General features: G+C 65.0%; 26 protein-coding genes and 2 tRNA genes. 14 read left to right on the forward strand and 14 right to left on the reverse strand.

What is annotated here, in order from left to right; all coding sequences use genetic code 11:
* Positions 1 to 4: 4 nt before the first annotated feature.
* The 3 genes from KBY72_RS04160 to ebsA are packed head-to-tail and all read right to left on the reverse strand — an operon-like array spanning position 5 to position 2,077.
* Positions 5 to 517 (reverse strand): DNA-protecting protein DprA, encoded by a 513-nt coding sequence (locus KBY72_RS04160; RefSeq protein WP_254931240.1) that lies wholly within the window; start codon positions 515 to 517, stop codon positions 5 to 7.
* A gap of 36 nt (positions 518 to 553) precedes the next feature.
* Entirely contained in the window at positions 554 to 1,651 is a 1,098-nt protein-coding gene (locus tag KBY72_RS04165) for a phosphotransacetylase family protein (protein WP_254931241.1), read from the reverse strand.
* Between the two features lie 36 nt (positions 1,652 to 1,687).
* Entirely contained in the window at positions 1,688 to 2,077 is a 390-nt protein-coding gene (gene ebsA / locus KBY72_RS04170) for a type IV pilus biogenesis protein EbsA (RefSeq protein ID WP_254993133.1), read from the reverse strand.
* Positions 2,078 to 2,144: 67 nt separating this feature from the next.
* On the opposite strand from ebsA, the gene KBY72_RS04175 reads away from it, so the two are divergent.
* The gene (locus KBY72_RS04175) at positions 2,145 to 2,885 is read left to right on the forward strand and encodes an NAD-dependent epimerase/dehydratase family protein (RefSeq protein ID WP_254959667.1); all 741 of its coding nucleotides are present in this window, start codon (positions 2,145 to 2,147) and stop codon (positions 2,883 to 2,885) included.
* Here the strand turns inward: KBY72_RS04175 and map are convergent.
* Entirely contained in the window at positions 2,882 to 3,739 is an 858-nt protein-coding gene (gene map, locus KBY72_RS04180) for a type I methionyl aminopeptidase (RefSeq protein ID WP_254959668.1), read from the reverse strand. The two genes, KBY72_RS04175 and map, sit on opposite strands and share 4 nt — an antisense overlap.
* Positions 3,740 to 3,888: 149 nt before the next feature.
* On the opposite strand from map, the gene rplS reads away from it, so the two are divergent.
* From rplS to gltX, 5 genes are all read left to right on the forward strand, one after another.
* Positions 3,889 to 4,371 (forward strand): 50S ribosomal protein L19, encoded by a 483-nt coding sequence (gene rplS, locus KBY72_RS04185; RefSeq protein ID WP_254959669.1) that lies wholly within the window; start codon positions 3,889 to 3,891, stop codon positions 4,369 to 4,371.
* A 92-nt stretch (positions 4,372 to 4,463) separates the two neighbouring features.
* Positions 4,464 to 4,536: transfer RNA gene (locus KBY72_RS04190), tRNA-Trp, on the forward strand.
* Between the two features lie 35 nt (positions 4,537 to 4,571).
* Complete coding sequence (locus tag KBY72_RS04195) at positions 4,572 to 4,760, forward strand: hyperconserved protein Hcp (RefSeq protein WP_006043540.1); 189 nt, start codon at positions 4,572 to 4,574, stop codon at positions 4,758 to 4,760.
* A 129-nt stretch (positions 4,761 to 4,889) separates the two neighbouring features.
* Positions 4,890 to 4,963: transfer RNA gene (locus tag KBY72_RS04200), tRNA-Asp, on the forward strand.
* Between the two features lie 74 nt (positions 4,964 to 5,037).
* Positions 5,038 to 6,471, forward strand: a complete 1,434-nt coding sequence (gltX, locus tag KBY72_RS04205; RefSeq protein ID WP_254959670.1) for a glutamate--tRNA ligase — start codon at positions 5,038 to 5,040, stop codon at positions 6,469 to 6,471.
* On the opposite strand, the gene KBY72_RS04210 is transcribed toward gltX, so the two are convergent.
* From KBY72_RS04210 to KBY72_RS04220, 3 genes are read right to left on the reverse strand one after another with little or no spacing between them, the layout of a single operon-like run.
* The gene (locus KBY72_RS04210) at positions 6,403 to 7,509 is read right to left on the reverse strand and encodes a cation:proton antiporter (protein WP_254959671.1); all 1,107 of its coding nucleotides are present in this window, start codon (positions 7,507 to 7,509) and stop codon (positions 6,403 to 6,405) included. The genes gltX and KBY72_RS04210 overlap by 69 nt on opposite strands.
* Entirely contained in the window at positions 7,506 to 7,748 is a 243-nt protein-coding gene (locus KBY72_RS04215) for a hypothetical protein (RefSeq protein WP_254959672.1), read from the reverse strand. The genes KBY72_RS04210 and KBY72_RS04215 overlap by 4 nt, the downstream gene beginning before the upstream one ends.
* On the reverse strand, positions 7,706 to 8,293 hold the full coding sequence (locus KBY72_RS04220; protein WP_254959673.1) for a DUF1643 domain-containing protein: 588 nt from the start codon (positions 8,291 to 8,293) through the stop codon (positions 7,706 to 7,708). The genes KBY72_RS04215 and KBY72_RS04220 overlap by 43 nt, the downstream gene beginning before the upstream one ends.
* Before the next feature lie 33 nt (positions 8,294 to 8,326).
* On the opposite strand from KBY72_RS04220, the gene KBY72_RS04225 reads away from it, so the two are divergent.
* The 4 genes from KBY72_RS04225 to cysS are packed head-to-tail and all read left to right on the forward strand — an operon-like array spanning position 8,327 to position 13,627.
* Positions 8,327 to 8,665: a nucleotidyltransferase domain-containing protein gene (locus KBY72_RS04225; protein ID WP_254959674.1), complete on the forward strand. Its 339-nt coding sequence runs from the start codon at positions 8,327 to 8,329 to the stop codon at positions 8,663 to 8,665.
* Positions 8,662 to 9,054, forward strand: a complete 393-nt coding sequence (locus KBY72_RS04230; RefSeq protein ID WP_254959675.1) for a HEPN domain-containing protein — start codon at positions 8,662 to 8,664, stop codon at positions 9,052 to 9,054. The genes KBY72_RS04225 and KBY72_RS04230 overlap by 4 nt, the downstream gene beginning before the upstream one ends.
* Before the next feature lie 41 nt (positions 9,055 to 9,095).
* Complete coding sequence (gene polA / locus KBY72_RS04235) at positions 9,096 to 12,170, forward strand: DNA polymerase I (protein WP_254959676.1); 3,075 nt, start codon at positions 9,096 to 9,098, stop codon at positions 12,168 to 12,170.
* Positions 12,171 to 12,181: 11 nt separating this feature from the next.
* Positions 12,182 to 13,627, forward strand: a complete 1,446-nt coding sequence (cysS, locus tag KBY72_RS04240) for a cysteine--tRNA ligase (RefSeq protein ID WP_254930253.1) — start codon at positions 12,182 to 12,184, stop codon at positions 13,625 to 13,627.
* Between the two features lie 27 nt (positions 13,628 to 13,654).
* Here the strand turns inward: cysS and KBY72_RS04245 are convergent, their stop codons facing one another.
* Together KBY72_RS04245 and KBY72_RS04250 are read right to left on the reverse strand one after the other, a co-directional pair.
* A complete protein-coding gene (locus KBY72_RS04245) occupies positions 13,655 to 13,879 on the reverse strand; it encodes a hypothetical protein (protein WP_106633117.1) in 225 nt (74 codons plus the stop codon).
* Between the two features lie 19 nt (positions 13,880 to 13,898).
* Positions 13,899 to 14,579 (reverse strand): RluA family pseudouridine synthase, encoded by a 681-nt coding sequence (locus KBY72_RS04250; protein ID WP_254959677.1) that lies wholly within the window; start codon positions 14,577 to 14,579, stop codon positions 13,899 to 13,901.
* Positions 14,580 to 14,623: 44 nt separating this feature from the next.
* Between KBY72_RS04250 and KBY72_RS04255 the strand changes: the two genes are divergently transcribed.
* Both KBY72_RS04255 and KBY72_RS04260 read left to right on the forward strand, forming a co-directional pair.
* Positions 14,624 to 15,874 (forward strand): 1-deoxy-D-xylulose-5-phosphate reductoisomerase, encoded by a 1,251-nt coding sequence (locus KBY72_RS04255; protein WP_254930251.1) that lies wholly within the window; start codon positions 14,624 to 14,626, stop codon positions 15,872 to 15,874.
* Positions 15,871 to 16,209, forward strand: coding sequence for a (2Fe-2S) ferredoxin domain-containing protein (locus KBY72_RS04260; RefSeq protein ID WP_254930250.1), 339 nt, complete (start codon positions 15,871 to 15,873; stop codon positions 16,207 to 16,209). Before KBY72_RS04255 ends, KBY72_RS04260 begins: the two co-directional genes overlap by 4 nt.
* On the opposite strand, the gene KBY72_RS04265 is transcribed toward KBY72_RS04260, so the two are convergent.
* The 5 genes from KBY72_RS04265 to KBY72_RS04285 form a co-directional block, all read right to left on the reverse strand.
* Entirely contained in the window at positions 16,193 to 17,185 is a 993-nt protein-coding gene (locus tag KBY72_RS04265) for an alpha/beta fold hydrolase (RefSeq protein ID WP_254930269.1), read from the reverse strand. The genes KBY72_RS04260 and KBY72_RS04265 overlap by 17 nt on opposite strands.
* Complete coding sequence (locus KBY72_RS04270; protein WP_254959678.1) at positions 17,182 to 18,609, reverse strand: NAD(P)(+) transhydrogenase (Re/Si-specific) subunit beta; 1,428 nt, start codon at positions 18,607 to 18,609, stop codon at positions 17,182 to 17,184. The genes KBY72_RS04265 and KBY72_RS04270 overlap by 4 nt, the downstream gene beginning before the upstream one ends.
* Positions 18,609 to 18,914, reverse strand: a complete 306-nt coding sequence (locus KBY72_RS04275) for an NAD(P) transhydrogenase subunit alpha (protein WP_106633123.1) — start codon at positions 18,912 to 18,914, stop codon at positions 18,609 to 18,611. The genes KBY72_RS04270 and KBY72_RS04275 overlap by 1 nt, the downstream gene beginning before the upstream one ends.
* Complete coding sequence (locus KBY72_RS04280; protein ID WP_254959679.1) at positions 18,914 to 20,047, reverse strand: NAD(P) transhydrogenase subunit alpha; 1,134 nt, start codon at positions 20,045 to 20,047, stop codon at positions 18,914 to 18,916. Before KBY72_RS04280 ends, KBY72_RS04275 begins: the two co-directional genes overlap by 1 nt.
* 103 nt (positions 20,048 to 20,150) lie before the next feature.
* Positions 20,151 to 20,339 (reverse strand): hypothetical protein, encoded by a 189-nt coding sequence (locus KBY72_RS04285; protein WP_127432044.1) that lies wholly within the window; start codon positions 20,337 to 20,339, stop codon positions 20,151 to 20,153.
* Between the two features lie 127 nt (positions 20,340 to 20,466).
* Between KBY72_RS04285 and KBY72_RS04290 the strand changes: the two genes are divergently transcribed.
* The gene (locus tag KBY72_RS04290) at positions 20,467 to 21,924 is read left to right on the forward strand and encodes a DEAD/DEAH box helicase (protein WP_254959680.1); all 1,458 of its coding nucleotides are present in this window, start codon (positions 20,467 to 20,469) and stop codon (positions 21,922 to 21,924) included.
* Between the two features lie 112 nt (positions 21,925 to 22,036).
* Positions 22,037 to 22,273, forward strand: a complete 237-nt coding sequence (locus KBY72_RS04295; RefSeq protein WP_106633127.1) for a hypothetical protein — start codon at positions 22,037 to 22,039, stop codon at positions 22,271 to 22,273.
* Positions 22,274 to 22,411 lie beyond the last annotated feature (138 nt).

The raw sequence follows: 22,411 nt of genomic DNA on the forward strand, positions 1-22,411 counted from the left end.
AGATTTAATCGAAGAACATCACGCTCACCACCTTGCCCATGTCCTCCGCGACCCGGCAGCTGGCTAGCAAGGTCTCACTGTCGTGGAAGGCGTAACAAATCAGCTGATCGCAACGACTGATGATGTCTTGGTTGCAGAGGCTGCTTGCCATCGGCAGGGGCAGCTCATCGTGCTCTGGCTTCTCCACCAGATGCAGCACTCGCTCCAATTGATCGCGAGACTCTCCAGGTTGGCGATCAAGACTCTGGGGCAAAAGCACGGTGAGCCTGGCCGGATCAATCTCCAGCACGCTGCGAATCACCGCCGCATTAACGCCCTGGGATCCAGAGGTGATCAGATTGTGACCCTCCTGGGCCAGGGAGCGGGCCACTAATTCGACCAGATGGATCGAAACCACGGGCACATGGCGACTGCCCAAAATTGCAATCCGACGCTTGCTGCGGTCCTGGAGCATCGCCAGTTCCTGGGCCAGGGTGTCGATACGATCAATCGACGGAAGATCAAGGGACCGCGACACCAGTAGCCACCTGCCAGTCCTTTGAAACTAGCAGCGTTATTTCATTAACGCGGGCAACTGCAACCGAGCAAACAGGCGCTCGAAATTGCAATGCTCTTCCACCAGCCGGAAGGCAAAGCTTGCCTTCACCACTTCGTGCAGACGCACATGACCAAAGGCCTGCTCAATCACTTCCACCGTAGTGAGGGTGTCGTGCTCCACCTTGAGCAGGGGCACTTCGAGCTCCTCGGCCCGGTTGAGCAGCTGGGGCAGCGGGTCTCCAGCGCCCGTGAGAATCAGGCACTGGGTTGAGGCCTCCAGGGCTGCCAGCTGAATATCGGTGCGATCAGCGCCCGTCACCACCGCCATGTTGCGGCGGCGCCGGAAAAACTCCATTGCCGAGTTGACGTTCATGGCGCCAATCGAGAGGGTTTCCACCAGGAGATCGAGCCGTTCCGGGCAGCACAGCACCTGGGCACCGAGACGCAGGGCCAGCTCCTCCACCGTGACACTGCGCAGCAGGGGGCTCTGGGGCATGACGCCAAGCACCGGCAAACCAAGGCGCTCCAGGGCAGGTACCACTTCGGCGCACAGCTGGGCCACAAGCCCCGGCTTGACTGCATTGAGCACCACCCCCGCCAGATGCTCACCCAACTCGGCCTGAGCCGCCAGGAGCGGGTCGATGCTGCAGCTATCGATCCAGGGATGCACCAGCAACACCGATGCCTCCAAGCCCCGGGCCAGCTGGGCCAGGCTGAGGCCGTAAAGCAATCCCTCATGCAGGCTGCCGGCAGCTTCCAGCAGGGTTAGCCCGTCGCTGGCGGCGGCCAGCTGCTCACGCAGCTGCTCAAAACCCGAGCCGGGATCCAAGTCACCCTGCAGCAGCCGCCGCTCTGCCGTGGCCGGATCGAGCACATGCAGGGAGGGAATCAGGTTGGCTTCCGGAAGCCCCAGGGTGGCGCCGATGAAACGCACATCGGCATCCAGCAAAGGCACCTGGCTGGCAGCATCCACCGGGCTATCGAGGCTGGTGGCTAGGGGCTTGCCAAAACGCACCGGTACCCCTTGACGAGCCAGCTGGCGGGCCATGCCAAGCACCACCGCCGATTTGCCACTGAAGGATTCGCAGGAGCCGATCAGCAAGGTGGGGGCCATCGGTCAACCTCGCTTGGGGGTGTCTTGAAGCGAAATTTAGGCGGCGCTGCCCACTGCTTCGGTAGCAAGGGGCTGCTGACCCAGCAACAGCCACTGCCAGAAACTCGCCGGCAACTGCTCCCCCTCCCGATCCATCAACCACTGCACCAACTGGTGGCAGGGCAGGTCAAAGCTGTACTTCACCTCTGGTAAATCAGGAAAAGTCAAATCGCAGTGGAGAATTTCCTGGGGTGCCGTCTCACCACTCCAGCTAAGCCGCAGCATGTGGCTACGCCCCCCCTGCAGCAGGCGCTTACCGGCCCAATCGCCCGCCAACAGGATCGCCAAAGCACTCTCTAAAGGCATCAGCCGCCCTAGCCCCCCGCAGTAAGGAGCAAATAGGGGCACTAAGGGTGCAACAGTCTCAGGGAACATGCCAGTGGGCATCAAGGCGGCGTATACGTCAACTATTTCCAGCCATGCTGACGCGTCGGCCGCCGTTTATGCCAGGCAGATGACCAATTTTGATGGATGCCGGATCGCGGTTACTGGTGCGAGCGGCAGCCTGGGTCGGGCCCTGCTCCAGGAGCTAGCCCAGCAGGGCGCCTCGCTGGTAGCCCTCACCAGCAGAAGCGAACCCCTGCTCCTGCTGGATCCTGCTGGCACAGCGATTCCCCTAGAGCAGGTCTGCTGGCAATGCGGCCAGGAGCAGGAGCTACGTGGGCTACTGGAGCGGGTAGACATCCTGGTGCTGAACCACGGCATCAACCAGCAACAGCGCCGCAGCCGCTCTGCCACGGCGCTTGCCCTGGAGGTGAATGCCCTTAGCAGCTGGCGGCTGCTGGAGCTGTTTGCCGAGGTGGTGCAACAAAGCCACCGCCCAGAGCGGCCCAAGCCCGAGGTGTGGATCAACACCTCGGAGGCGGAGATCCAGCCAGCCCTCAGCCCTCTCTATGAATTGAGCAAACGGCTGCTAGGCAGTTTGGTGAGCCTGCGTGCCCTGGATCTCTCTGGTGCCAGCGGGCCCCTGCGCATCCGCAGGCTGGTGCTGGGGCCATTCCGCTCAAGCCTCAACCCAATCGGGGTAATGGGGCCGGGATTCGTGGCCAATCAGGTAATTGCCCAGGCCCGATTAGGGCTCAGTTTGATCATCGTGACCCCAAACCCCCTCACCTATGTGTTGATGCCGCTAAGCACCCTGGCGCGTTGGGGCTACTTCAAGCTGCTGACGCGGCCAAGCCCCGGCCAGCCCTAGAAATCGCGGTCGGTGAGGATTTCGCAACCGTCACTGGTTACGGCGATGGTGTGCTCCCACTGGGCCGACCAGCTGCCATCAACGGTCACCACGGTCCAGCGATCCTTGAGGGTGCGGCAGGCCTTGCTGCCGGCGTTGAGGATCGGCTCCACCGCCAGGGTCATGCCCGGGCGCAGCTTCATGTTGGGCAGATCTCGGGTGCGGAAGTTGAACACCGAGGGCTCCTCGTGCAGATTGCGGCCCACTCCATGGCCCGTGTAGTCCTCCACCACCGCAAAACCGTGGGCCTCGACGTGGTCTTGGACCGCTCCAGCGATGTCGAGCAAGGTGTTGCCCGCCTTTATCTGGCGCAGCCCTTGCATCAGCGATTCCTGGGCCACCCGGCAGAGGGTCTGGGCCTCCTCGGTGGCGCCTTCACCTACACAAAGGCTGACGCAGCTGTCGCCGTGATAGCCGTCGAAGTAGGCACCGGTGTCGATCTTCACCAGGTCGCCGGCCTGAATAACCCGTTTGCTGTTCGGGATGCCGTGGACTACTTCGTTGTTGATTGAGGCGCAAATGCTGGCCGGGAAACCGTGATACCCCTTGAAACTGGGAGTAGCACCCATCTCGCGGATGCGCTTCTCGGCATGGCGATCGAGGTCGCCGGTGCTCATGCCGGGAGCCGCCAGCTCCAGAATTTCGCGCAGCACCGTGGCCACAATCCGGCTGGCCTTGCGCATGGTGTCGATCTCGCGGGCCGACTTGATTTCAACGCCGCGCCGTCCCTTCTGGATGCGTGGACCGGTTTCAACGGTGGGGGAGGCAACCGGCGCGCCCTTGGTGCTGGCCAGTAGGTCGGCAAACAAATTCATGCAATGACCCACCGGCAGCTATCCGGCAGCGATGTAGGGCAGAACTGAAAGCTACCAATGGGAGTGGACCGCTGTGGCAAAGCCGGAATAGCAAACGGGGCACCACGAGCCGGTACACTTGATCTTTGGCCAGGCGTAGCGGAGCTGAGATGGCAACGGAGTCGACAGAAAATCAAGCGGCTGATCAGGTGGTAGACGCCACCGCGAGCACGGCAGCTCCTGCGGCTACCGCGGTGCAAGAAAAACCCGCCGCCACGAAGGCCAAAGCCGGCAAACTCAGCGCCCAAGAGCTGATCCGGGCCTTTGAGGCTGAGCAACTTAAAGACGAGCTGCCCGACATTTACGTCGGCGACACGGTCAAGGTGGGTGTGCGCATCCGCGAAGGCAATAAGGAGCGCGTGCAGCCCTATGAGGGCGTGGTGATCGCTAAGCGCCATGGCGGCCTCAACGAAACGATCACTGTGCGCCGGATCTTCCAGGGCATTGGCGTGGAGCGGGTCTTCATGCTTCACAGTCCTCAAGTTGCCTCCGTCAATGTGGAGCGCCGGGGTAAGGTGCGTCGGGCGAAGCTCTTCTACTTGCGCGACCGGGTGGGTAAAGCCACGCGCGTCAAGCAACGCTTCGACCGCTGAGGTTGCCAACGCAACGTCAGCCTGCCGTCTTGAGATTCCTCTAGACAGCTGGCTGATTAGCTGCGGTCTCCTATTTACGGGGCATCGGCCATGCGCCGTTAGTTCAGTTGGTAGAACGCAGGTCTCCAAAACCTGATGTCGGGGGTTCAAGTCCTCCACGGCGCGTTCGATGCCCCAATTTGCAGTTTGCTGGTTTGAGCATGGAGTTGGATTTACAACCCGGGGATGTGGTCAAGGTGCTCGAATCAGCCGCTCTGGGCTGGGTTCGAGCTCGGGTGATCCGGGTGAAATCCGGTGGCAGGGTGGTTGTGCAGAGCGACCAAGGTCGTGAATTCACAGCCCGAGGCAATCAGGTTCGTTTGATTGAGCCAGCAGGGTTTAGGCCCTGAGATTCATGCGGCTTTAAATGCCTATCCGCAATGCCGGTCTGCCCTAAACCAATTGGTTGACGAGCGGACCGGCCATCACGGATACTTTCAAAGTCGCCTCCGCGACACAGTTAGCCTAAAAAGCTGCCTGGGACTGTAGTTCAACCGGTTAGAGCACCGCCCTGTCACGGCGGAAGTTGCGGGTTCGAATCCCGTCAGTCCCGTTCCATTTCAATTTGGAGTTGCCCCTGTGGATGCTGCGCAGTCCGTAGCAGGGCAACCTTCTTCAGATCGCCAAGTGCGTGTTCGCCTCGCCCCGAGCCCAACGGGCACGCTGCACATAGGCACCGCCCGCACAGCAGTATTCAACTGGCTTTATGCCCGCCGCCTGGGCGGTCAGTTTTTGCTGCGCATTGAAGACACCGATAAAGAGCGCAGCAAGCCCGAATACACCACCAACATCCTCGAAGGGCTGCAGTGGCTGGGGCTGCAATGGGATGGCGAACCCATAATTCAGAGCGCTCGCATCAGCGAGCACCGGGCCGCCATCGAGCAACTGCTTGCATCCGGCCACGCCTACCGCTGCTACGCCAGCGAGGCGGAACTCACCGCCATGCGGGAGCAGCAGGCGGCCAGCAAGCAGGCCCCCCGCTACGACAACCGCCATCGCGACCTAACCGCCGAGCAGCAACAGGCCTTCATCGCCGAGGGGCGCCAAGCCACCATCCGCTTCCGCATCGACGACGACGCCACGATCACCTGGAGTGACCTGGTGCGGGGCGAAATGCGCTGGGCCGGCGCCGATTTAGGTGGCGACATGGTGATAGCCCGCCGCGCCGCCGCCGACCAAATCGGCGACCCCCTCTACAACCTCGTGGTGGTGGTGGACGATGCCGCCATGGCCATCAGCCATGTGATCCGCGGCGAAGACCACATTGCCAACACCGCCAAACAGCTGCTGCTTTATCAAGCCCTTGGCGCCGAGCCCCCGGTGTTTGCCCACACACCCCTGATCCTCAACCAGGAGGGCAAGAAGCTCTCCAAGCGCGACGGCGTCACCTCGGTGAGCGACTTTCAGCAGATGGGCTACACGGCTGAAGCCCTGGCCAACTACATGACCTTGCTGGGCTGGTCGCCGCCGGAGGGGATGGGCGAGCGCTTCAGCCTGGCTGAGGCCGCGGCAGCGTTTTCCTTCGAGCGGGTCAACCGCGCCGGCGCTCGCTTCGACTGGGACAAGCTCAACTGGCTAAGCGGCCAGGTGCTGCACGAGCTGGGCCCCGAGGCCCTGCGGCAGCAGCTGCTGCCCCTCTGGGCCGCCGCGGGCTGGCCGGCTGATTCCAGCGGCATCAGCGCAGATCCCGCCTGGCAGCTACAGCTATGTGAGCTGCTCGGCCCCTCCCTCACCCTGCTGGCCGACGGTGTCGACATGGCCCGGCCGTTCTTTGCAACCCCAGCCCTCAACGAAGCTGCCAGCGCCCAGCTCGAACTCGAGGGTGCCCGCCCAGCTCTGGCAGCCCTACTGGAGCAGTTGCCGCCTGGTGCCCTGGAGCCCGATCAGGCCCAGGCGCTGCTTGGCGAGGCCGCAACTGCCGCTGGCGTCAAGAAGGGCGTGATCATGAAGAGCCTGCGGGCAGCGCTACTCGGCAGCCTCCAGGGCCCAGACCTACTTGCCACCTGGCTGCTGCTGCACCGATGCGGCGACGACCGCCCCCGCATCGCCCGCTGCCTCTGAGAGGCCAAGCCAGCGGGCCAGGGGGCCGGCGCTTAGGCCCTGCAGCCCCACGGTGAGCAGGATCGTCAAAAACACCAACCCCTGCAGACGGCCGGCCACCGCCGCGGTAACAATGCCGCGGGGCGCCAGCCAGCTCATCAGGGCCCGCTGGGGCAGGCTGAAATCGAGGCCCCAGGTGGCCAGGCCGATGGCCACGGGGCGCACCAGCAGCATCAAACTCAGCACACAGGCCACCCCTCCCCAGCCCAAGGGGCTGAGTTCGGCCCAGCTCACATCTGCAGCCAGGAGGGGAAAAAGCATCGTGATCGCCAGCTGGGCCAACTGACGAATCAACTCATCGAGCTCGGCGGCATCGATATCGGGCCGGCGACCCACCACCACACCAGCAGCCACGGCCGTTGGCAGCCCCGATTCGGGCAGCAGCAACTCACAGCCACTAAACATCAGAAACAAAGTGCCCAAGGTGAGCTGGAGCCGCAGGGCCCCGGCCGGCTGGGCGGGGATGCGGCGCAGGGCTTCGGCCAGCAGCCAGCCGCAGAGCGCGCCGATCACCACACCGCCGCCAAGCCGTTGCAACAGCCCCAGGGCCAGCTCCCGCCAGCCATGGAGGTCGCCGAGGGCCAGCTCCAAAAGCAGTAGCGCCAGCACGGCACCAATCGGCTCCAGGATCAGGCCCTCCCCCTCCAACACCTCGCCCAGGGGCGGCGCCAGGCGGATCTGCCGCACCAGCGGGGTTACCACGGTGGGGCCAGTAGCCAGCACGATGCGCAGCACTGCCTGCTTGGTGGCATCACCGGGCAGGCGCAGGTTGATGCCACCGTCAAACAGCACCAGGCTCACCAGCAGGCCCACCACCGTGCCCAGACCCGCACCCAGGTCGAGGGGTTCTACAAGGCCAAAGCCGGAGCGGCCGATCACCAGGCCGGCGCTGAGCAGCAGCACCACGCCAGGCAAGCCGGTGAGCCAGGCCAGGGCCTGAGCTGTGGCCCCGGCAAAAACCGTGACCCCCCAGAGCAGACCCAGCCGCTCAGGCGTCATTCATCGAGGGCGTTGAACTTGGGCTCCACATGGATACCAATCACGCCGTTGGGTCGCACCACCAGATACTCGCCCTCCAGGTCGCCGATCGGCACATTCACGAAGGCGTCTGGGGCGGAGGCGGTGAGCACCCCTCCATACCACTGCTGAAACGCCTCCAGGGTGGGGAAATGGACGGTTTCGGTCTGGCCGCCGCTCATATGCAGATGCACGGCGTAGCGGCGGGGGATGCGGGACATGGGTGCGCGCCAGGCAGCGAAACGGAGGTGCCCACAGGATGCCCCAGGGTCTGTTGGTTGTGCCAGGTGAGGGGTTGCAGCGCAACATCGCTGGCCAAATAGAGGGGATGGCGGGGCTGGCCGGCGGCGGTGAGACCCAGGGCCCAGAGACCACGCCCCTGCACCAAGGCCAGCACCTCCTGATCGCGCCCCCGCCAGGTGCCCTGGTTGCCCCAGCCCAGCCAGAGGGTGGCTTCAGGCTGGGCTGCCAGGCGCCGCTGGATCCAGGAATCAGCCTCTGCCCCCACCGGATCAGCTACGCGGCGCAGCACCGCCGGCGATGGGCTGATGCGCGCAAACAGGTTGAGCACCTCGAGGCTGCCGTAGCCCCAGCGCTGGGCAAAACCCACCAACCGCCGCAGGGTGGGATCGTCGCGCTGCCCATCGGCCCGCGACGGATTGAGGCCGATGAAGAGCAGCCTTGGCGCCGCCGGCTGCCACAGCCGCTCCAGCCACCAGCGGTACTGGCCGCAGGGGCTGAAGGCGGCTGCCAGCGTGGTCGCCAAGACCGGATCCGTCAAAGCTCCTAATCTGGGTCCATGGCAAGCCTGGCCGCTATTCGCACCGCACGCCGCCAGGAGCGGCTCTCCGCCCTACGCCAGGGAGCAGCCACCACAGCTGCCGCCTGGACAAACGCTGAGATTTGGCTGTTCGGCTCGCTGGCGCGCGGTGACTGGGACGCCTATTCCGACGTAGACCTGCTGGCCATCGCCCCCAGCCAGCCGGAGGCGGATGCCCTGGCCGATGCCCTGCTTGGCGCCCGTCTGGGAGACGACGTGCTTGCGCTGACCCAGGAGCGCTGGCAGCAACTGAAGCAGGGTGACGATCCCTACTGGCGGGCCATCGGCCGCGACGCCCTGCGCCTGGATCAGCCGTGACTCCCAGGGTTGAGGCCTGGATCCGCCAGGCCCAAAACGATCTGGAGGCAGCGCGCTTCACGGCCGGCCAGGGGTTCCATGCCCAGGCCTGCTACCTGGCGGGTCAGGCCGCCGAAAAGGCGCTCAAGGCCCTGGTGCTGGCAGCCGGGATCACCCCGCCCTACAGCCACTCCCTCGAAAAACTGGTGGAGCTGCTGCAACAGCAGGGCCTGGATCTACCTGCCCTGGCTGAGCTGCATCTCAAGGCGCTCACGCGCATGAACAGCGCCAGCCGCTACCCCCAAGGCGATGAGGCACCGGCTGATCTCTTCGATGCCAACGACAGCACCACCGCCCTGGGCACCGCGGAGGCCGTGGTGCGTATCACCATGGCCCAACTGCAAGCCTGAGCTCTGGCAGGCTGACCCGACCCATCACCCCTGGCAGCACCGTGGCCCCTGGCACCAAGCCCCTGCTGCTGCTGATCGACGGCCACTCCCTGGCCTTCCGCAGCTTTTACGCCTTCGCCAAGGGGGGCGAAGGGGGGCTGAGCACCAAGGCGGGGGTGCCCACCAGCGTCACCTACGGCTTCTTAAAGGCCCTGCTCGACAACTGCAAAGGCCTCAAGCCCAATGGCCTGGTGGTGGCCTTCGACACGGCCGAACCCACCTTCCGCCACGAGGCCGATGCGGCCTATAAGGCCCACCGGGATGTGGCGCCGGAGCACTTCTTCGCCGATCTGGCCAACCTGCAGCAGATCCTGGCCGAGAGCCTCGACATTCCACTCGCGATGGCACCGGGCTTCGAGGCCGACGACGTGCTCGGCACCCTAGCCAACAGGGCCGCCAACGCCGGCTGGCGGGTGCGGATCCTCTCGGGCGACCGCGACCTGTTCCAACTGGTCGACGACGAGCGCGACATCGCCGTGCTCTACATGGGTGGCGGCCCCTACGCCAAAAACAGCGGCCCCAGCGAGATCCGCCGCGAGGGCGTGATCGCCAAGCTCGGCGTCACCCCCGAAGAGGTGGTCGACCTCAAGGCGCTCACGGGCGACAGCTCCGACAACATCCCGGGCGTCAAGGGAGTGGGCCCCAAGACTGCCATCAGCCTCCTCAAAGAGTTTGAACATGTGGACGGCATCTACGCGGCGCTGGAGGCGCTCGAACAGGCGGGCCCCAAGGCCAAAGACCCCAAGGGAGTGCTTAAGGGAGCCCTGGTGGACAAGCTGCGCGCCGACAAAGACAACGCCTACCGCTCGCGGATGCTGGCCGAAATCCTGATCGACATCCCCCTGCCCAGCGAGCCCCGGCTGGAGCTGGGGGCAGTGAAGGCCGACGCCTTGGCCGGCAGCCTGGAGGAGCTGGAGCTGTACAGCCTGGTGAAACAGGTGCCCAACTTCGCCCAGCTGTTCTCGGCCGTGCCGCCGCAGCCCAGCGAGGGATCCAGCCCTGGCAGCGGCACGCCCAGCCCAGCCACCGCCCAAACCGCCACTAGCGGCAGCCCAGAGGCGAAACCCCCTGAAGAAGCCCCAGCCCTGCCTGCCCTCGAGCCCCAACTGATTACCAGCGCCGAGGGCCTGGCCGCCTTGGTGCAGCGCCTCAACGGCTGCACAGATCCGGGCCGCCCCGTGGCCCTAGACACCGAAACCACCAGCCTCAACCCCTTCCAGGCTGAGTTGGTGGGGGTGGGCGTGGCCTGGGGAGATGGCCCGGGGGAACTGGCCTACATCCCGATCGGCCACCATCTTCCCGAGCAGCTACCAGCGCAGCAGAGCCAAGCCAGCGGAGACATCCAGGAGCTTCTGAAGATCCCTTCTGGAACCTCAACAGAAAGCGCTCCGGGAGGTTGTACATCTGTACAAGCTCCTCAACAGATTCAGCAACTGCCCCTCGCTGCGGTGCTCACCGCCCTAGCCCCCTGGCTGGCCAGCGCCTCCCACCCCAAGGCCCTGCAAAACGCCAAATACGACCGGCTGATCCTGCTGCGCCACGGCCTGCCCCTGGAGGGGGTGGTGATGGACACGATGCTGGCCGATTACCTGCGCGATGCCGGCGAGAAGCACGGCCTCGATGCCCTGGCCGAGCGCAACTTCGGCTTCAGCCCCACCAGCTACAGCGAGCTAGTGCCCAAGGGCGCCAATTTCGCCGCCGTGGCGATCGACGCAGCCGCCCTCTACTGCGGCATGGATGTGCACCTCACCTGGCGCCTGGCCCAGCTGCTGCGCCGCGAGCTCACCGCCATGGGCGCTGCCCTGCCCCAGCTGCTCGACCAACTGGAGCTGCCCCTCGAGCCGGTGCTGGCCCTGATGGAGGCCACCGGCATCCGCATCGACACCGCCTACCTGGGCGAGCTCAGCGCCGAGCTCAAAATCACCCTGGATCGCCTCGAAGGCGAGGCCAAGGCCGCCGCCGGGGTGGACTTCAACCTCGCCTCCCCCAAACAACTGGGCGAGCTGTTGTTCGACACCCTTGGGCTGGATCGCAAGAAATCGCGCAAAACCAAAACCGGTTGGAGCACCGATGCCACCGTGCTCGAGAAGCTCGAAACCGATCACCCAGTGGTGCCCCTGGTGCTGGAGCACCGCACCCTCAGCAAGCTCAAGAGCACCTACGTGGATGCGCTGCCAGCGCTGATGGAGCCGGAAACCGGGCGGGTGCACACCGATTTCAACCAGGCCGTCACCGCCACCGGGCGCCTGAGCAGCAGCAACCCCAACCTGCAGAACATCCCGATCCGCACCGAGTTTTCGCGGCGAATCCGCAAGGCCTTCCTGCCGGAAGCGGGCTGGAGCCTAATCAGCGCCGACTACTCCCAGATCGAGCTACGCATCCTGGCCCACCTTTCTGGCGAAGCGGTGCTGGTGGAGGCCTACCGCACCGGCGACGACGTGCACGCCCTCACCGCCAGGCTGCTGCTGGAGAAGGACACCGTGACGCCGGATGAACGCCGCCTGGGCAAGACGATCAACTTCGGCGTGATCTACGGCATGGGCGCCCAGCGCTTCGCCCGGGAAACGGGCGTGAGCCAGGCCGACGCCAAAGAGTTTCTGGGTAAGTACAAGCAGCGCTACCCGAAGGTGTTCGCCTTCCTTGAGCTGCAAGAGCGGCTGGCCCTGAGCCGGGGCTACGTGGAAACGATCCTGGGCCGCCGCCGCCCCTTCCACTTCGACCCCAATGGCCTGGGCCGCCTGCGGGGAAAGGATCCCCTCGAGATCGACCTGGAGGTGGCCCGCCGCGGTGGCATGGAGGCCCAACAGTTGCGGGCTGCTGCCAACGCACCGATCCAGGGATCCAGCGCCGACATCATCAAGCTGGCCATGGTGCAGCTGCACCGGGAGCTGCACCATGGCCAGCTACCCGCAAGACTTTTGCTGCAGGTGCACGACGAACTGGTGCTCGAAGCGGCTCCCGAGGCCCTCGAAGCGGTGCTCACCTTGACCCGTGAAACCATGGAGCGGGCCGTGGCCCTGTCGGTGCCCCTGGTGGTGGAGACGGGCGTGGGTCCTAACTGGATGGAAGCCAAGTAACCAGCAGCTCAATGACCCTGCGCCTCACCAACACCCTCACGCGCCGCATCGAGGAATTCCAGCCGCTCGAGCCGGGCCAGGTGAGTATCTACTGCTGCGGCGTAACGGTCTACGACCTTTGCCACCTGGGCCATGCCCGCAGCTACATCGCCTGGGACGTGCTGCGGCGCTATCTGCTCTGGAACGGCTACCGGGTGACGTTTGTGCAGAACTACACCGACATCGACGACAAGATCCTGGGTCGCGCAGCTGAGGAGGGCAGCTCGATGCAGGCGGTGAGTGAGCGCAACATCGAGGCCTTCGTGACCGACATGGCCCGGCTAAATATCTTGCCGCCCGACCGTATGCCGCGGGCCACCCAAAGCCTGGACGCCATTCGCAGCCTGATCACCGAACTGGAAGCCAAGGGGGCCGCCTACAGCGCCGATGGTGATGTCTATTTCGCCGTGATGAAGCATGCCGGCTACGGCAAGCTCTCCGGCCGCGACCTAGCCGAGCAGCAGGACAACGCCGCCGGCCGAGTGGCCACTGCAGAGGAGGCCCGCAAGCAACACCCCTTCGACTTTGCCCTCTGGAAGGGGACCAAACCCGGCGAACCCAGCTGGGAGTCGCCCTGGGGTCCAGGCCGGCCCGGCTGGCATATCGAGTGCTCAGCGATGGTGCGCGAGGAGCTCGGCGACACGATCGACATCCACCTCGGTGGCGCCGACCTGATCTTTCCCCACCACGAAAACGAAATTGCCCAGTCGGAGGCGGCCAGCGGCCAGGAGCTGGCCCGCTATTGGCTGCACAACGGCATGGTCAATGTGGGCGGCCAGAAGATGTCCAAATCCCTGGGCAACTTCACCACCATCCGCGCCCTGCTCGATTCCGGCATCACGCCGATGACATTGCGCCTGTTCACCCTCCAGGCCCACTACCGCAAGCCGCTCGACTTCAGCGCCGACGCCCTTGAGGCCGCCGCCACCGGCTGGAAGGGCCTTAATGCGGCCCTGGTCCTCGCCGCCGCTACCTCAAGCCCCGACCCAGGCGCCACCCCAGAGTTCGCCGCCGCCCGTGCGCGCTTCGCCGCCGCCATGGACGACGACCTCAACACCTCCGCCGCCCTGGCGGTGCTGTTTGAGCTGGCCAAGCCCCTGCGAGCCCTCGCCAATCGGCTGGAGCGCGGTGACAGCAGCGCCGCCGCTGAGGCCCGGGCGCCAGAGCTGGTGGAGCAAGGCCAGCTGCTGCTGGAACTGGCCGGAGTGCTTGGCCTCGAGAGCGAAACCGAGGCCATAACCAGCAGCACCAGCCCCGGCCCCAGCGACGCCGAGATCCAGGCCCAAATCGATCAGCGTCAGGCCGCTAAGGCCGCCAAGGATTTCCCTGCTGCCGACAGCATCCGCGATGGCCTGAGGGCCCAGGGCATCGAGCTGATCGACAGGCCTGGCGGCATCACTGAATGGCTGCGGGGCTGAGTATCTCTCTGCAGGGCAAGCCCCTACTCAGTCCTCGCTCGGCTCGGGTGCCTGGCGGCCCTGCATCATCCGCTCGATCTTGCGAATCCGCTCCAGGGTGGTAGTCCACACCTCTTTTTGAAAGCCCGGCTCACAGCCATCCACCAGGGCCTGCAGGTCCTCTTGCCGCTCGAAGGCATCCCAGAGCTGGCGCTCGAGCTTGGCCCGGTCGATGAAGTTCCAGCGCTGCAGCCACACGGGCAGTGCCGCCATGGGAAAAGTTCAACTGGGATCAGTTAAGGGGATCCACCCCCACCAGCCCATCGTCAAAGCAACGGCTGCGCAGATGCAGCGGCTTGCCCGTGGCCGGATGCAGCAGCTGCAGACCGGCGGCATGAAGCTGCAGCCGTGGCGCTGGTACGGGGTCTCCGTAGAGGGGGTCGCCGTAGATCGGATCGCCCAGCACCGGATGGCCAAGGTCCGCCAGGTGCACCCGCAACTGATGAGAGCGGCCGGTGCGGGGTTGCAGCAACAGCAAACTCGAGCCCTCGAAGCGCCTCAGCACTCGCCAGCGGGTGAGGGCCGGCTTGCCCCCCTGCTCTAGCGGCACCACCCCATAGCGGGGCGGCCGAGTGGCGATTCGGGCTAGCGGCTGGTTGATTACCCCGCCCCGATCCGCAGGCAGCCCCTGGACCACGGCCAGGTAGGTCTTGCGCACGCGCCGTTCGGCGAAAGCGGCACTTAGGGCCCTATGGGTGGTGGCGTCTCTGGCCAGCAGGATCAGCCCCGAGGTATCTCGATCGAGTCGGTGCACCAGCCTTACCTCCGGCCACCGCTCCTGGGCCCTACTGATTAGGGAATCGGCCAGCTCGGGCCCAAGCCCCGGCTGGCTAAGCAGGCCCGAGGGCTTCAGCAGGGCCAGCAGCCAGGGATCGGCATAAAGCACACAACAGCCGGGATCACTGCGGGGCATCCTGCAGGGTCAATGGGAGACTTGATACCACTTGAGTTGCCGCCGTGAAAGCCCTCTCCGTGCTCGGCTCCACCGGCTCGATCGGCACCCAAACCCTTGAACTGGCCGAGGAATTCCCGGACCGCTTCCGGGTGGTGGCCCTCACGGCCGGCAACAACCTGGATCTATTGGTGAGTCAGATCCAGCGCCATGCGCCCGAAGTGGTGGCCCTGGCCAATGCCGAGCGCGTCAGGGAGCTGGGCGAGCGGCTGCAGGCCCTGGAACCCGCCGCCAGGCCCGCCCGGATGCCGGAGCTGCTGGGGGGCTCTGAGGGCCTCTGCGCCGCCGCCGCCTGGTCCACGGCCGACCTGGTGGTTACGGGGATCGTGGGCTGCGCTGGCCTGCTGCCCACCCTGGCCGCCATACGCGCCGGCAAGGATCTGGCACTGGCCAATAAGGAAACCCTGATTGCCGCCGGACCCGTGGTGCTGCCGGAGCTGGAGAAAAGCGGCTCACGCCTACTGCCGGCTGATTCCGAGCACTCGGCGATCTTCCAGTGCCTGCAAGGCACCCCCTACGCCGAGACGGCGCGGCTCTCCACCGGCAGCCCCACCCCGGGCCTGCGCCGCATTCAGCTCACGGCCTCCGGCGGCGCCTTCCGCGACTGGGCTCCGGCAGACCTCCACAAGGCCACCGTGGCCGATGCCACCAGCCACCCCAACTGGAGCATGGGCCGCAAAATCACCGTGGATTCGGCCTCCTTAATGAACAAGGGCCTGGAGGTGATCGAGGCCCACTACCTGTTCGGCCTCGACTACGACCACATCGAGATCGTCATCCACCCCCAATCGATCATCCATTCGATGGTGGAGCTGGCCGATTCCTCGGTGCTGGCCCAGCTCGGCTGGCCGGATATGAAGCTGCCCATTCTTTATTGCCTCAGCTGGCCCGAGCGCCTGAGCACCCCCTGGCGCCGGCTCGATCTCACCGAGGTGGGCCAGCTCAGCTTCCGCGCCCCCGACCCGGCCAAATACCCCTGCATGCAGCTGGCCTACGCGGCAGGCCGCGCCGGCGGCACGATGCCGGCGGTAATGAACGCCGCCAACGAACAGGCCGTGGCCCTCTTCCTCGAGGAGAGGGTCCACTTCCTCGATATCCCGACATTGATCGACGGGGTGTGTGATCGCCACCAAGTCGATCTCATGGCCAATCCCTCCCTAGACGACGTGCTGGCCGTAGACGCTTGGGCCCGTCAAGCGGTGCATGAGGCTGCAGCCCGGCTCCAGGCCAAGGCACCAGCTGCGTTGCCGGCGTGATCTCGCATCACCTGCTGCTCTGCGCCACTCCCAGCAAGGCGCTCTGCTGCCCCGATCCCGCCGTAGGCGTCGCCAGCTGGGAGGCCCTCAAGCGCCTAGTGCGCGAGCTGGGCCTCGAGGATCCGGCCCGGCCCGAGGGGATCGTGCTGCGCACCAAGGCCGACTGCCTGCGCATTTGCGCCGAGGGCCCCATCCTGCTGATCTGGCCCGAAGGCACCGTTTATGGCGGCGTCAGCCCCGAGCGCATCGAGCCAATCCTGCGGGAGCACGTGATCGGGGGCAAGCCGATTGAGCAGTGGATCATCAAGCGCATGAGCCTCAAAGCTGCCGCCTAAGCCAGCTCGCCACCAGCTGATCACCCCAGCAGCTGAGTGGCTCATCACCCACCCCATGGAAGCCGTTATGGCCGCCATGGGCCGTGAGCACCACATCAAGGCCAGGAAGGTGCTGCTGGGCCAAGAACTGGGCGCCACTGGCCGGCACCCAAGGGTCGTCGAGGGAGTGCAGCAGCAGGCTCGGCGGCAAATCGACCGATGCTGAAAGCAGACACGGCAGGGGCGAAGCCTCCCGGTAGTAATCGTCAACGGAGGCGTAGCCCCAGCGAGGGGCAGTGATAGCAGCATCGAAGCTGCGAATCGAGCGGGGCCGCTCTGGCCCCTGCAGGGCCTGACGCTCAGCGTCGCTCACCCCAAATGGATCGGCCAGGGTCTGGGCGCAGAGCCGGCGCAGCAGCCAGCGCTGATACACCCGGTTGCGGGGCAGCTCGATCTGCTGCGAGCAAAGGGCCAGATCAAGCGGGCTGCTGGTGCACACCACACCATCCAGCACCCCCGGACTAGCCAGGCAGGCATTGAGCAGCATCGTGCCGCCCAACGAAATCCCCACACCAAAAAGAGGCAGGCCACCGGCCCGCTGCTGGGCCAACTTCAGTACGGGCAGCAGGTCGCTATCGCAACGGGCTGCATAGGTGCCCGGAGCCAGGGGCCGGCCCGGTCCGGCACCCCGCAAATTCAGGCGCCACACCGCGAAGCCGGCGGCTTGAAGGCTGAGGCCCATGCGCCGCAACCCCTCCCGTTCGCTCGATCCACCCAAACCGTGCAGTAAAAGCACAAGTGCCCTTGGTGCCCCAGCAACTGGCGAATCAACTAGCGCCAGCAGGGAGGCATCACCGCCCACCGCAATGGGGAGCGGTTCACCGCGATCTAGGGGCAGCTTTGGCGGCCTGAGGGTGTCTCGCAGGGTCTGGAGATCGGGGCCGATCCAGGGCCAGCGTTGCTTAAAGACAGGGGGTGTCGAGGCGGGCTGCTTCAGGCGGCCACCTTCTTACCCACCCCCATGCTGCGCAGCTCGGTGAGCAGGCCGTTGAGCACGGCCTTGGCATCACCAAACACCATGGCGGTCTGGGGCAGCTCAAAGAGGGCGTTTTTAATGCCAGCGTAGCCAGCTCCAAGACTGCGCTTAACAACAAACACCTGGCGGGCTTGGTCCACCTCGAGCACGGGCATGCCATACAGAGGGCTGGTGGAATCGGTCTTGGCGTCTGGGTTAACAACGTCGTTGGCGCCCAGCACAATCACCACATCGGTGCGGGGGAATTCAGGGTTGACCGTGTCCATCTCCAGCAGTTGCTCGTAGGGCACATCGGCCTCTGCCAGCAGCACATTCATGTGACCAGGCATACGCCCAGCCACCGGGTGGATCGCATAGGTCACCTCCACGCCGTGGTTTTCCAGCAACTTGGAAAGTTCGCGCAGGGCGTGCTGGGCTTGGGCCACCGCCAGGCCATAGCCGGGCACAAACACCACTCGCTCAGCAGCCTCCAGGGCAAGAGCGCATTCCTCAGCGCTGCAGCTGGTGATGCGGGTGTAGCCGGCCTCTTCGCCGCCACCGCCCACCGGTGCCGCCCCACCAAGGGCGCCTCCAAACAAGACGCTCACCAGGGAGCGGTTCATGGCGGTGCACATCACCTGGGTGAGGATCAGGCCCGCAGCACCCACCATGGCGCCAGCCACGATTAGGAGTTGGCTGCCAACGACGAAACCTGCTGCAGCTGCGGCTACTCCGGAATAGGAGTTGAGCAACGAGATCACGACAGGCATGTCGGCACCGCCGATCGGCAGGGTGACGCCGATACCCAGTAAGGAAGAAGCCACCACCAGCACCCAAAGAGGGGCTCCCGCCATATCGCCAGGGAGGGCAATCGCACCTGCCAGGCAGGCCACCGCCAGTGAAATATTCACTGCGTGGCGCATGGTGCTCTGGGTCCAGCTGGGGGTATCAATCCAGCCCTGCAACTTGCCCATCGCCACGATCGAGCCACTGAAGGTGATCGCACCAACGAACACCGAAATTACGATCGAGATCTGCTCCACCAGGCCGGAGGAGCCCTCCCCCGGGCTAAACAGCGCCACCCCAAGAGCCACCAGCAACGACGCCATACCGCCGCAGCCGTTAAACAGCGCCACGGTTTCGGGCATGGCAGTCATCGGCACCCGCTGGGCCGTAATCAGGCCGAGCACACCGCCAAGGCCAGTGCCGATCGCTACCCAAAGCCAGGCTTGGGGGGAGAGGGGTTGCTGAATCAGCAAGCCAAGCACGGCCAGGCCCATGGCCAGAGCCGCCAAACCATTGGCGGAGCGAGCGGTGCTCACCTTGGAGAGGCCCTTGATACCGAGGGCCAGCAACAGCACGGCACCCAGATCGATCAGGGCGGGCAAAAGATCAAGTCCAGCCATCAGCGGGTCCCTCCGGTGCGGGGTGATTTGCGCGAAAACATGGCCAGCATGCGGTCGGTGACCAGGAAGCCGCCAACGACGTTGAACAGGGCAAAGCCCAGGGAAAGCGAGCCGAGCACCAGCAGGGGCAGCTGGTCATTGGCCTGGGCGATCAGGGTGAGCGAAGCCAGCACGGTGATGCCGCTGATCGCATTGGCACCACTCATCAGCGGGGTGTGCAGGGTGGGAGGCACCTTGCCGATCAGTTCGAGTCCCAAAAGGCTGCCCAGCAAGAGCACCCAGAGGGCTTGGGTCAAGGCACTCATCAGTTAGCTCCGGAAACGAGGTCAGGGAAACGGCAGGCGCCATCGTGAGTGAACAGGCAGCCGGCCACGATCGGGTCCTCCTGGTCGAGCTGGAAGCCGTCTTCACCCAGCACGTGCTCCACCAGGGCCGCCAGGTTGCGGGCGTAAAGGGCGCTGGCGTGGTTAGCAACGGAGCTGGGCAGGCCATCGCCACCAATCAGGCGCACGCCGTGGCGCTCCACGGTTTGGCCGCAGACCGTGCCGGCGCAGTTGCCGCCCTGGGCCACGGCCAAATCCACCACCACTGAGCCGGGGCGCATACCCGCCAGCATCTCATCGGAAATCAGCATGGGTGCTCGCCGGCCCGGCACCTGGGCGGTGCAGATCACCATGTCGGCCAGGGCCAGCTGATCGGCCAACTGCTGGCGCTGGGCAGCCAGAAAGGCTTCGCTAGCCGCCTTGGCGTAGCCACCGGCTTCAGCTGGGCGCTCTTCCTGCTCGGGAGGGGAAATAAACCTGCCACCTAGAGACTCAACCTGCTCCTTAGCTGCAGGCCGCACATCACTCACGTAGACCACCGCGCCAAGACGCCGGGCCGTTGCCAAAGCCTGCAGCCCCGCCACCCCTGCCCCGAGTATCAGGGCCCGAGCCGGCTGAATTGTGCCCGCCGCTGTCATCAACATCGGCACGTAGCGATCTAGGGCTGCAGACGCCAGCAGCACCGCCTTGTAACCGGCGATGTTGGCCTGGGACGACAGCACATCCATGGACTGGGCCCTGCTGATCCGGGGCAGCAGCTCCAAGGCCAAGGCCGACACCCGCCGGGACTGAAGCTGTTCCACTAGGGCGATGGCGCCATAGGGGGAGAGCAAACCAGCCAGCAGGGTGCCAGGCCGCAGCTGATCCAGCACCTCGGCAGCGGGTGGATTGACGCAAAGCACCGCATCGACGCCAGCGCCTAACTCGGGGCCTGGGGCAACAAGACGGGCTCCAGCCGTTTCAAATTCATGGTCGGCATAGCCGGCCGCCAAGCCAGCGCTTTGCTCAACTTGCAGCGTCAGCCCCCGGGCCAGCAGCCGGCGAACGGTTTCGGGAGTTGCGGCAACGCGACACTCTCCCGGGTTGCGTTCCCGCAGGATCAATACTTCAGCCAAGTGGGTTCCCGGAGGCCATAGATCTATTAGGGGGTGTCTCCCCTCGCCTGAGCAACACAACTGCGGCAAATGTGCGCAGTTGCCCATCCAAGCCAGGTGGAGCTCAAAACAGGGGAAGCAACTCCTGTTCAACGCAGCTGGCCTGCGGCAGGGCGCCCTGGTGACGCAGCTGGCGCGCCCGCAGGATCATCGGATCGATGTCGCATTCAAGAGCCCAGCAGCGGTTTAGATGCCAAAGCTGCAAGGCGGGAGCCCAGGCCCAGGCATCCGGATCGGGGCAGGAGTTCGCCATAGGGAAAACAACAGGGGAGCCGGGGGTTGAACTGAAACTAGGCACGCTGGGCCATAAGCCCATAGGCCAGATCACCCATTTGCAGGTGGCCTGCTGACACCAGGGCACCTCTGGCCACAATGGCGTGATGGGATTTCCTTCCTTCGACCTGGGCATCCCGCCGCCCACAACAACCGCCGTGCGACCCAGGCAGTGGCAGAGCCGCCTGATTCAGCTGCTGCGGGCCCGCCTGATCAACCACCAGCCTGGCGGCCATGACGTGCTGATCCATGCAGGACCGGGTGCGGGTAAAACCCTGGGAGCCCTGCTCAGCTTCATCACCCTGCAGCGGGAGGGGAGGCTCGATCGCTTTTTGATCTTCTGCCACCGGAGCTCAATCGCCCGTCAGTGGCTGGGAGCTGCGGAGCGCCTCAACCTGCGCCTGCTGGAGTGGGACCCGGAGCAGGGGCTATCAGCCCTCGAAGCAAATTCAAACTGGGATGGCCTGCTGCTCAGCTATCAGTGCACGGCCCGGCACCGCCTTGCCCTCGAGGCAGCCCTACGCCGCATAGCGCTGGGAAGCTGGCTGGCCATTGCCGATGAAGTGCACCACCTGGGCCTGGATCCGGATGAACCAGAGGCTGCGGCCTGGGGTTTCGCCTTCAGCCAGCTCACCGCTCCAGCCCAGCTGCGACTCGGCCTCACCGGCACCCCTTTCCGCGCCGACAACCTGGCCTTTTGCGCCGCCCGACGGGTAAAAGTGCGCGAGGGAGATCAGGTGATCGAACGCATCGCCCCCGATTTGAGCGTGGAACCCCGCCAGCTGATCTTGGCCGGCGATGTGCGGCCCCTGGAATTTCGCTTCCAGGACGGCTGGGTCGAGCACGGCAGGCCCCAGGCCTCCGCCGACACCGAAACCTCGCCCCTTTCAGCTGAAGCGCGGGAGAGCTGGCGAGCCCGCAACTTGCGCCGCGCCATTCAACTCGGAGATGCCAGCAGCATCGCCCTGCGGCTACTGCTCAAGGCCCGTCAACGGCTGGAGCGAGTGCGGGCCGACCACCCCGAGGCGGGCGGGCTGGTGATCGCCCGCGACATCGCCCACGCCAGGCGCATCACCGGGCTGCTGGAGGAGGAGGGCGACCGGGTACACCTGGTCCATTCCCAGGACCCGGAGGCCAGCGCCCGCCTGGCCGCCTTCCAGGCCGGCGAGGCGGACTGGCTAGTAAGCATTGATATGTGCGCCGAGGGCTTTGACGCCCCAAGACTGCGGGTAGTTGCCTACCTCACCACGGTGGTAACTCGCAGCCGCTTTGTACAAGCCATCACCAGGGCTGTGCGCATGGATGGCCAACGCGCCGCCATGGAGACCGTGCCGCGGCAGCCGTCCTATGTGTTCGCGCCAGCCGACCCATTGCTGATGAGCTACGCCCGCAGCTGGTCCCTCAGCGAGCCCTACCTGATCAAGCCGAAGCAAGTGGCTACAGAGCCTGTCTCAGTAGGCAGTGGCCAGGGAGGTTCCCTACCCCTGCAAGCTGTAGAAGCAAGGATCGGTGCTGTGATCAGCATGGGGCCGGAGCTACCGAGTTTTCTGCAGCGAACGGCCTGAAAACTGCTTTAGCGATACAAGGTTTAAGTGCAAATATGCGACGTTGTGTCAACCAATACCTTCCCAGGGCCCGTAGCCCGGCAGCGTGGTGATATCCAAGGGAGAGGGGAGCATGGATGCCGCAGTGAATCGCCGCCTAACCGTTGCTGTCAGCTGGGCTCTGGCCCGCCGAGCCACCCTCGACGCCCTCGAACATTTCGAAGAAAGCTTTGCGGTCACGGAGGAATTCCGAGAATGGCTGCTCTGCCTGGAAGAGCACCCGGAACTCCTTGCTGCCAGTGTGTTGATGGTGCCAAACGACCTGGGGCAGGGCATCCGGCCCGCCAGCGACGGCATACTGGAAATCTGAGCCGAATTGAGATGCAAATCTGCAGCAAATTGCACTCAATTCTAAAGCAAATCTAAAGACTATTTGCGCCCGATCCCTCTTGGCGTTCCTTCCCGCCGCCGCGCTGATCTCCTAGGCTCAACTCATAGTCAATCCGCT

The organism is Cyanobium sp. BA5m-21, assembly GCF_024346235.1.
Classification (GTDB): Bacteria; Cyanobacteriota; Cyanobacteriia; order PCC-6307; family Cyanobiaceae; genus Cyanobium_A; species Cyanobium_A usitatum.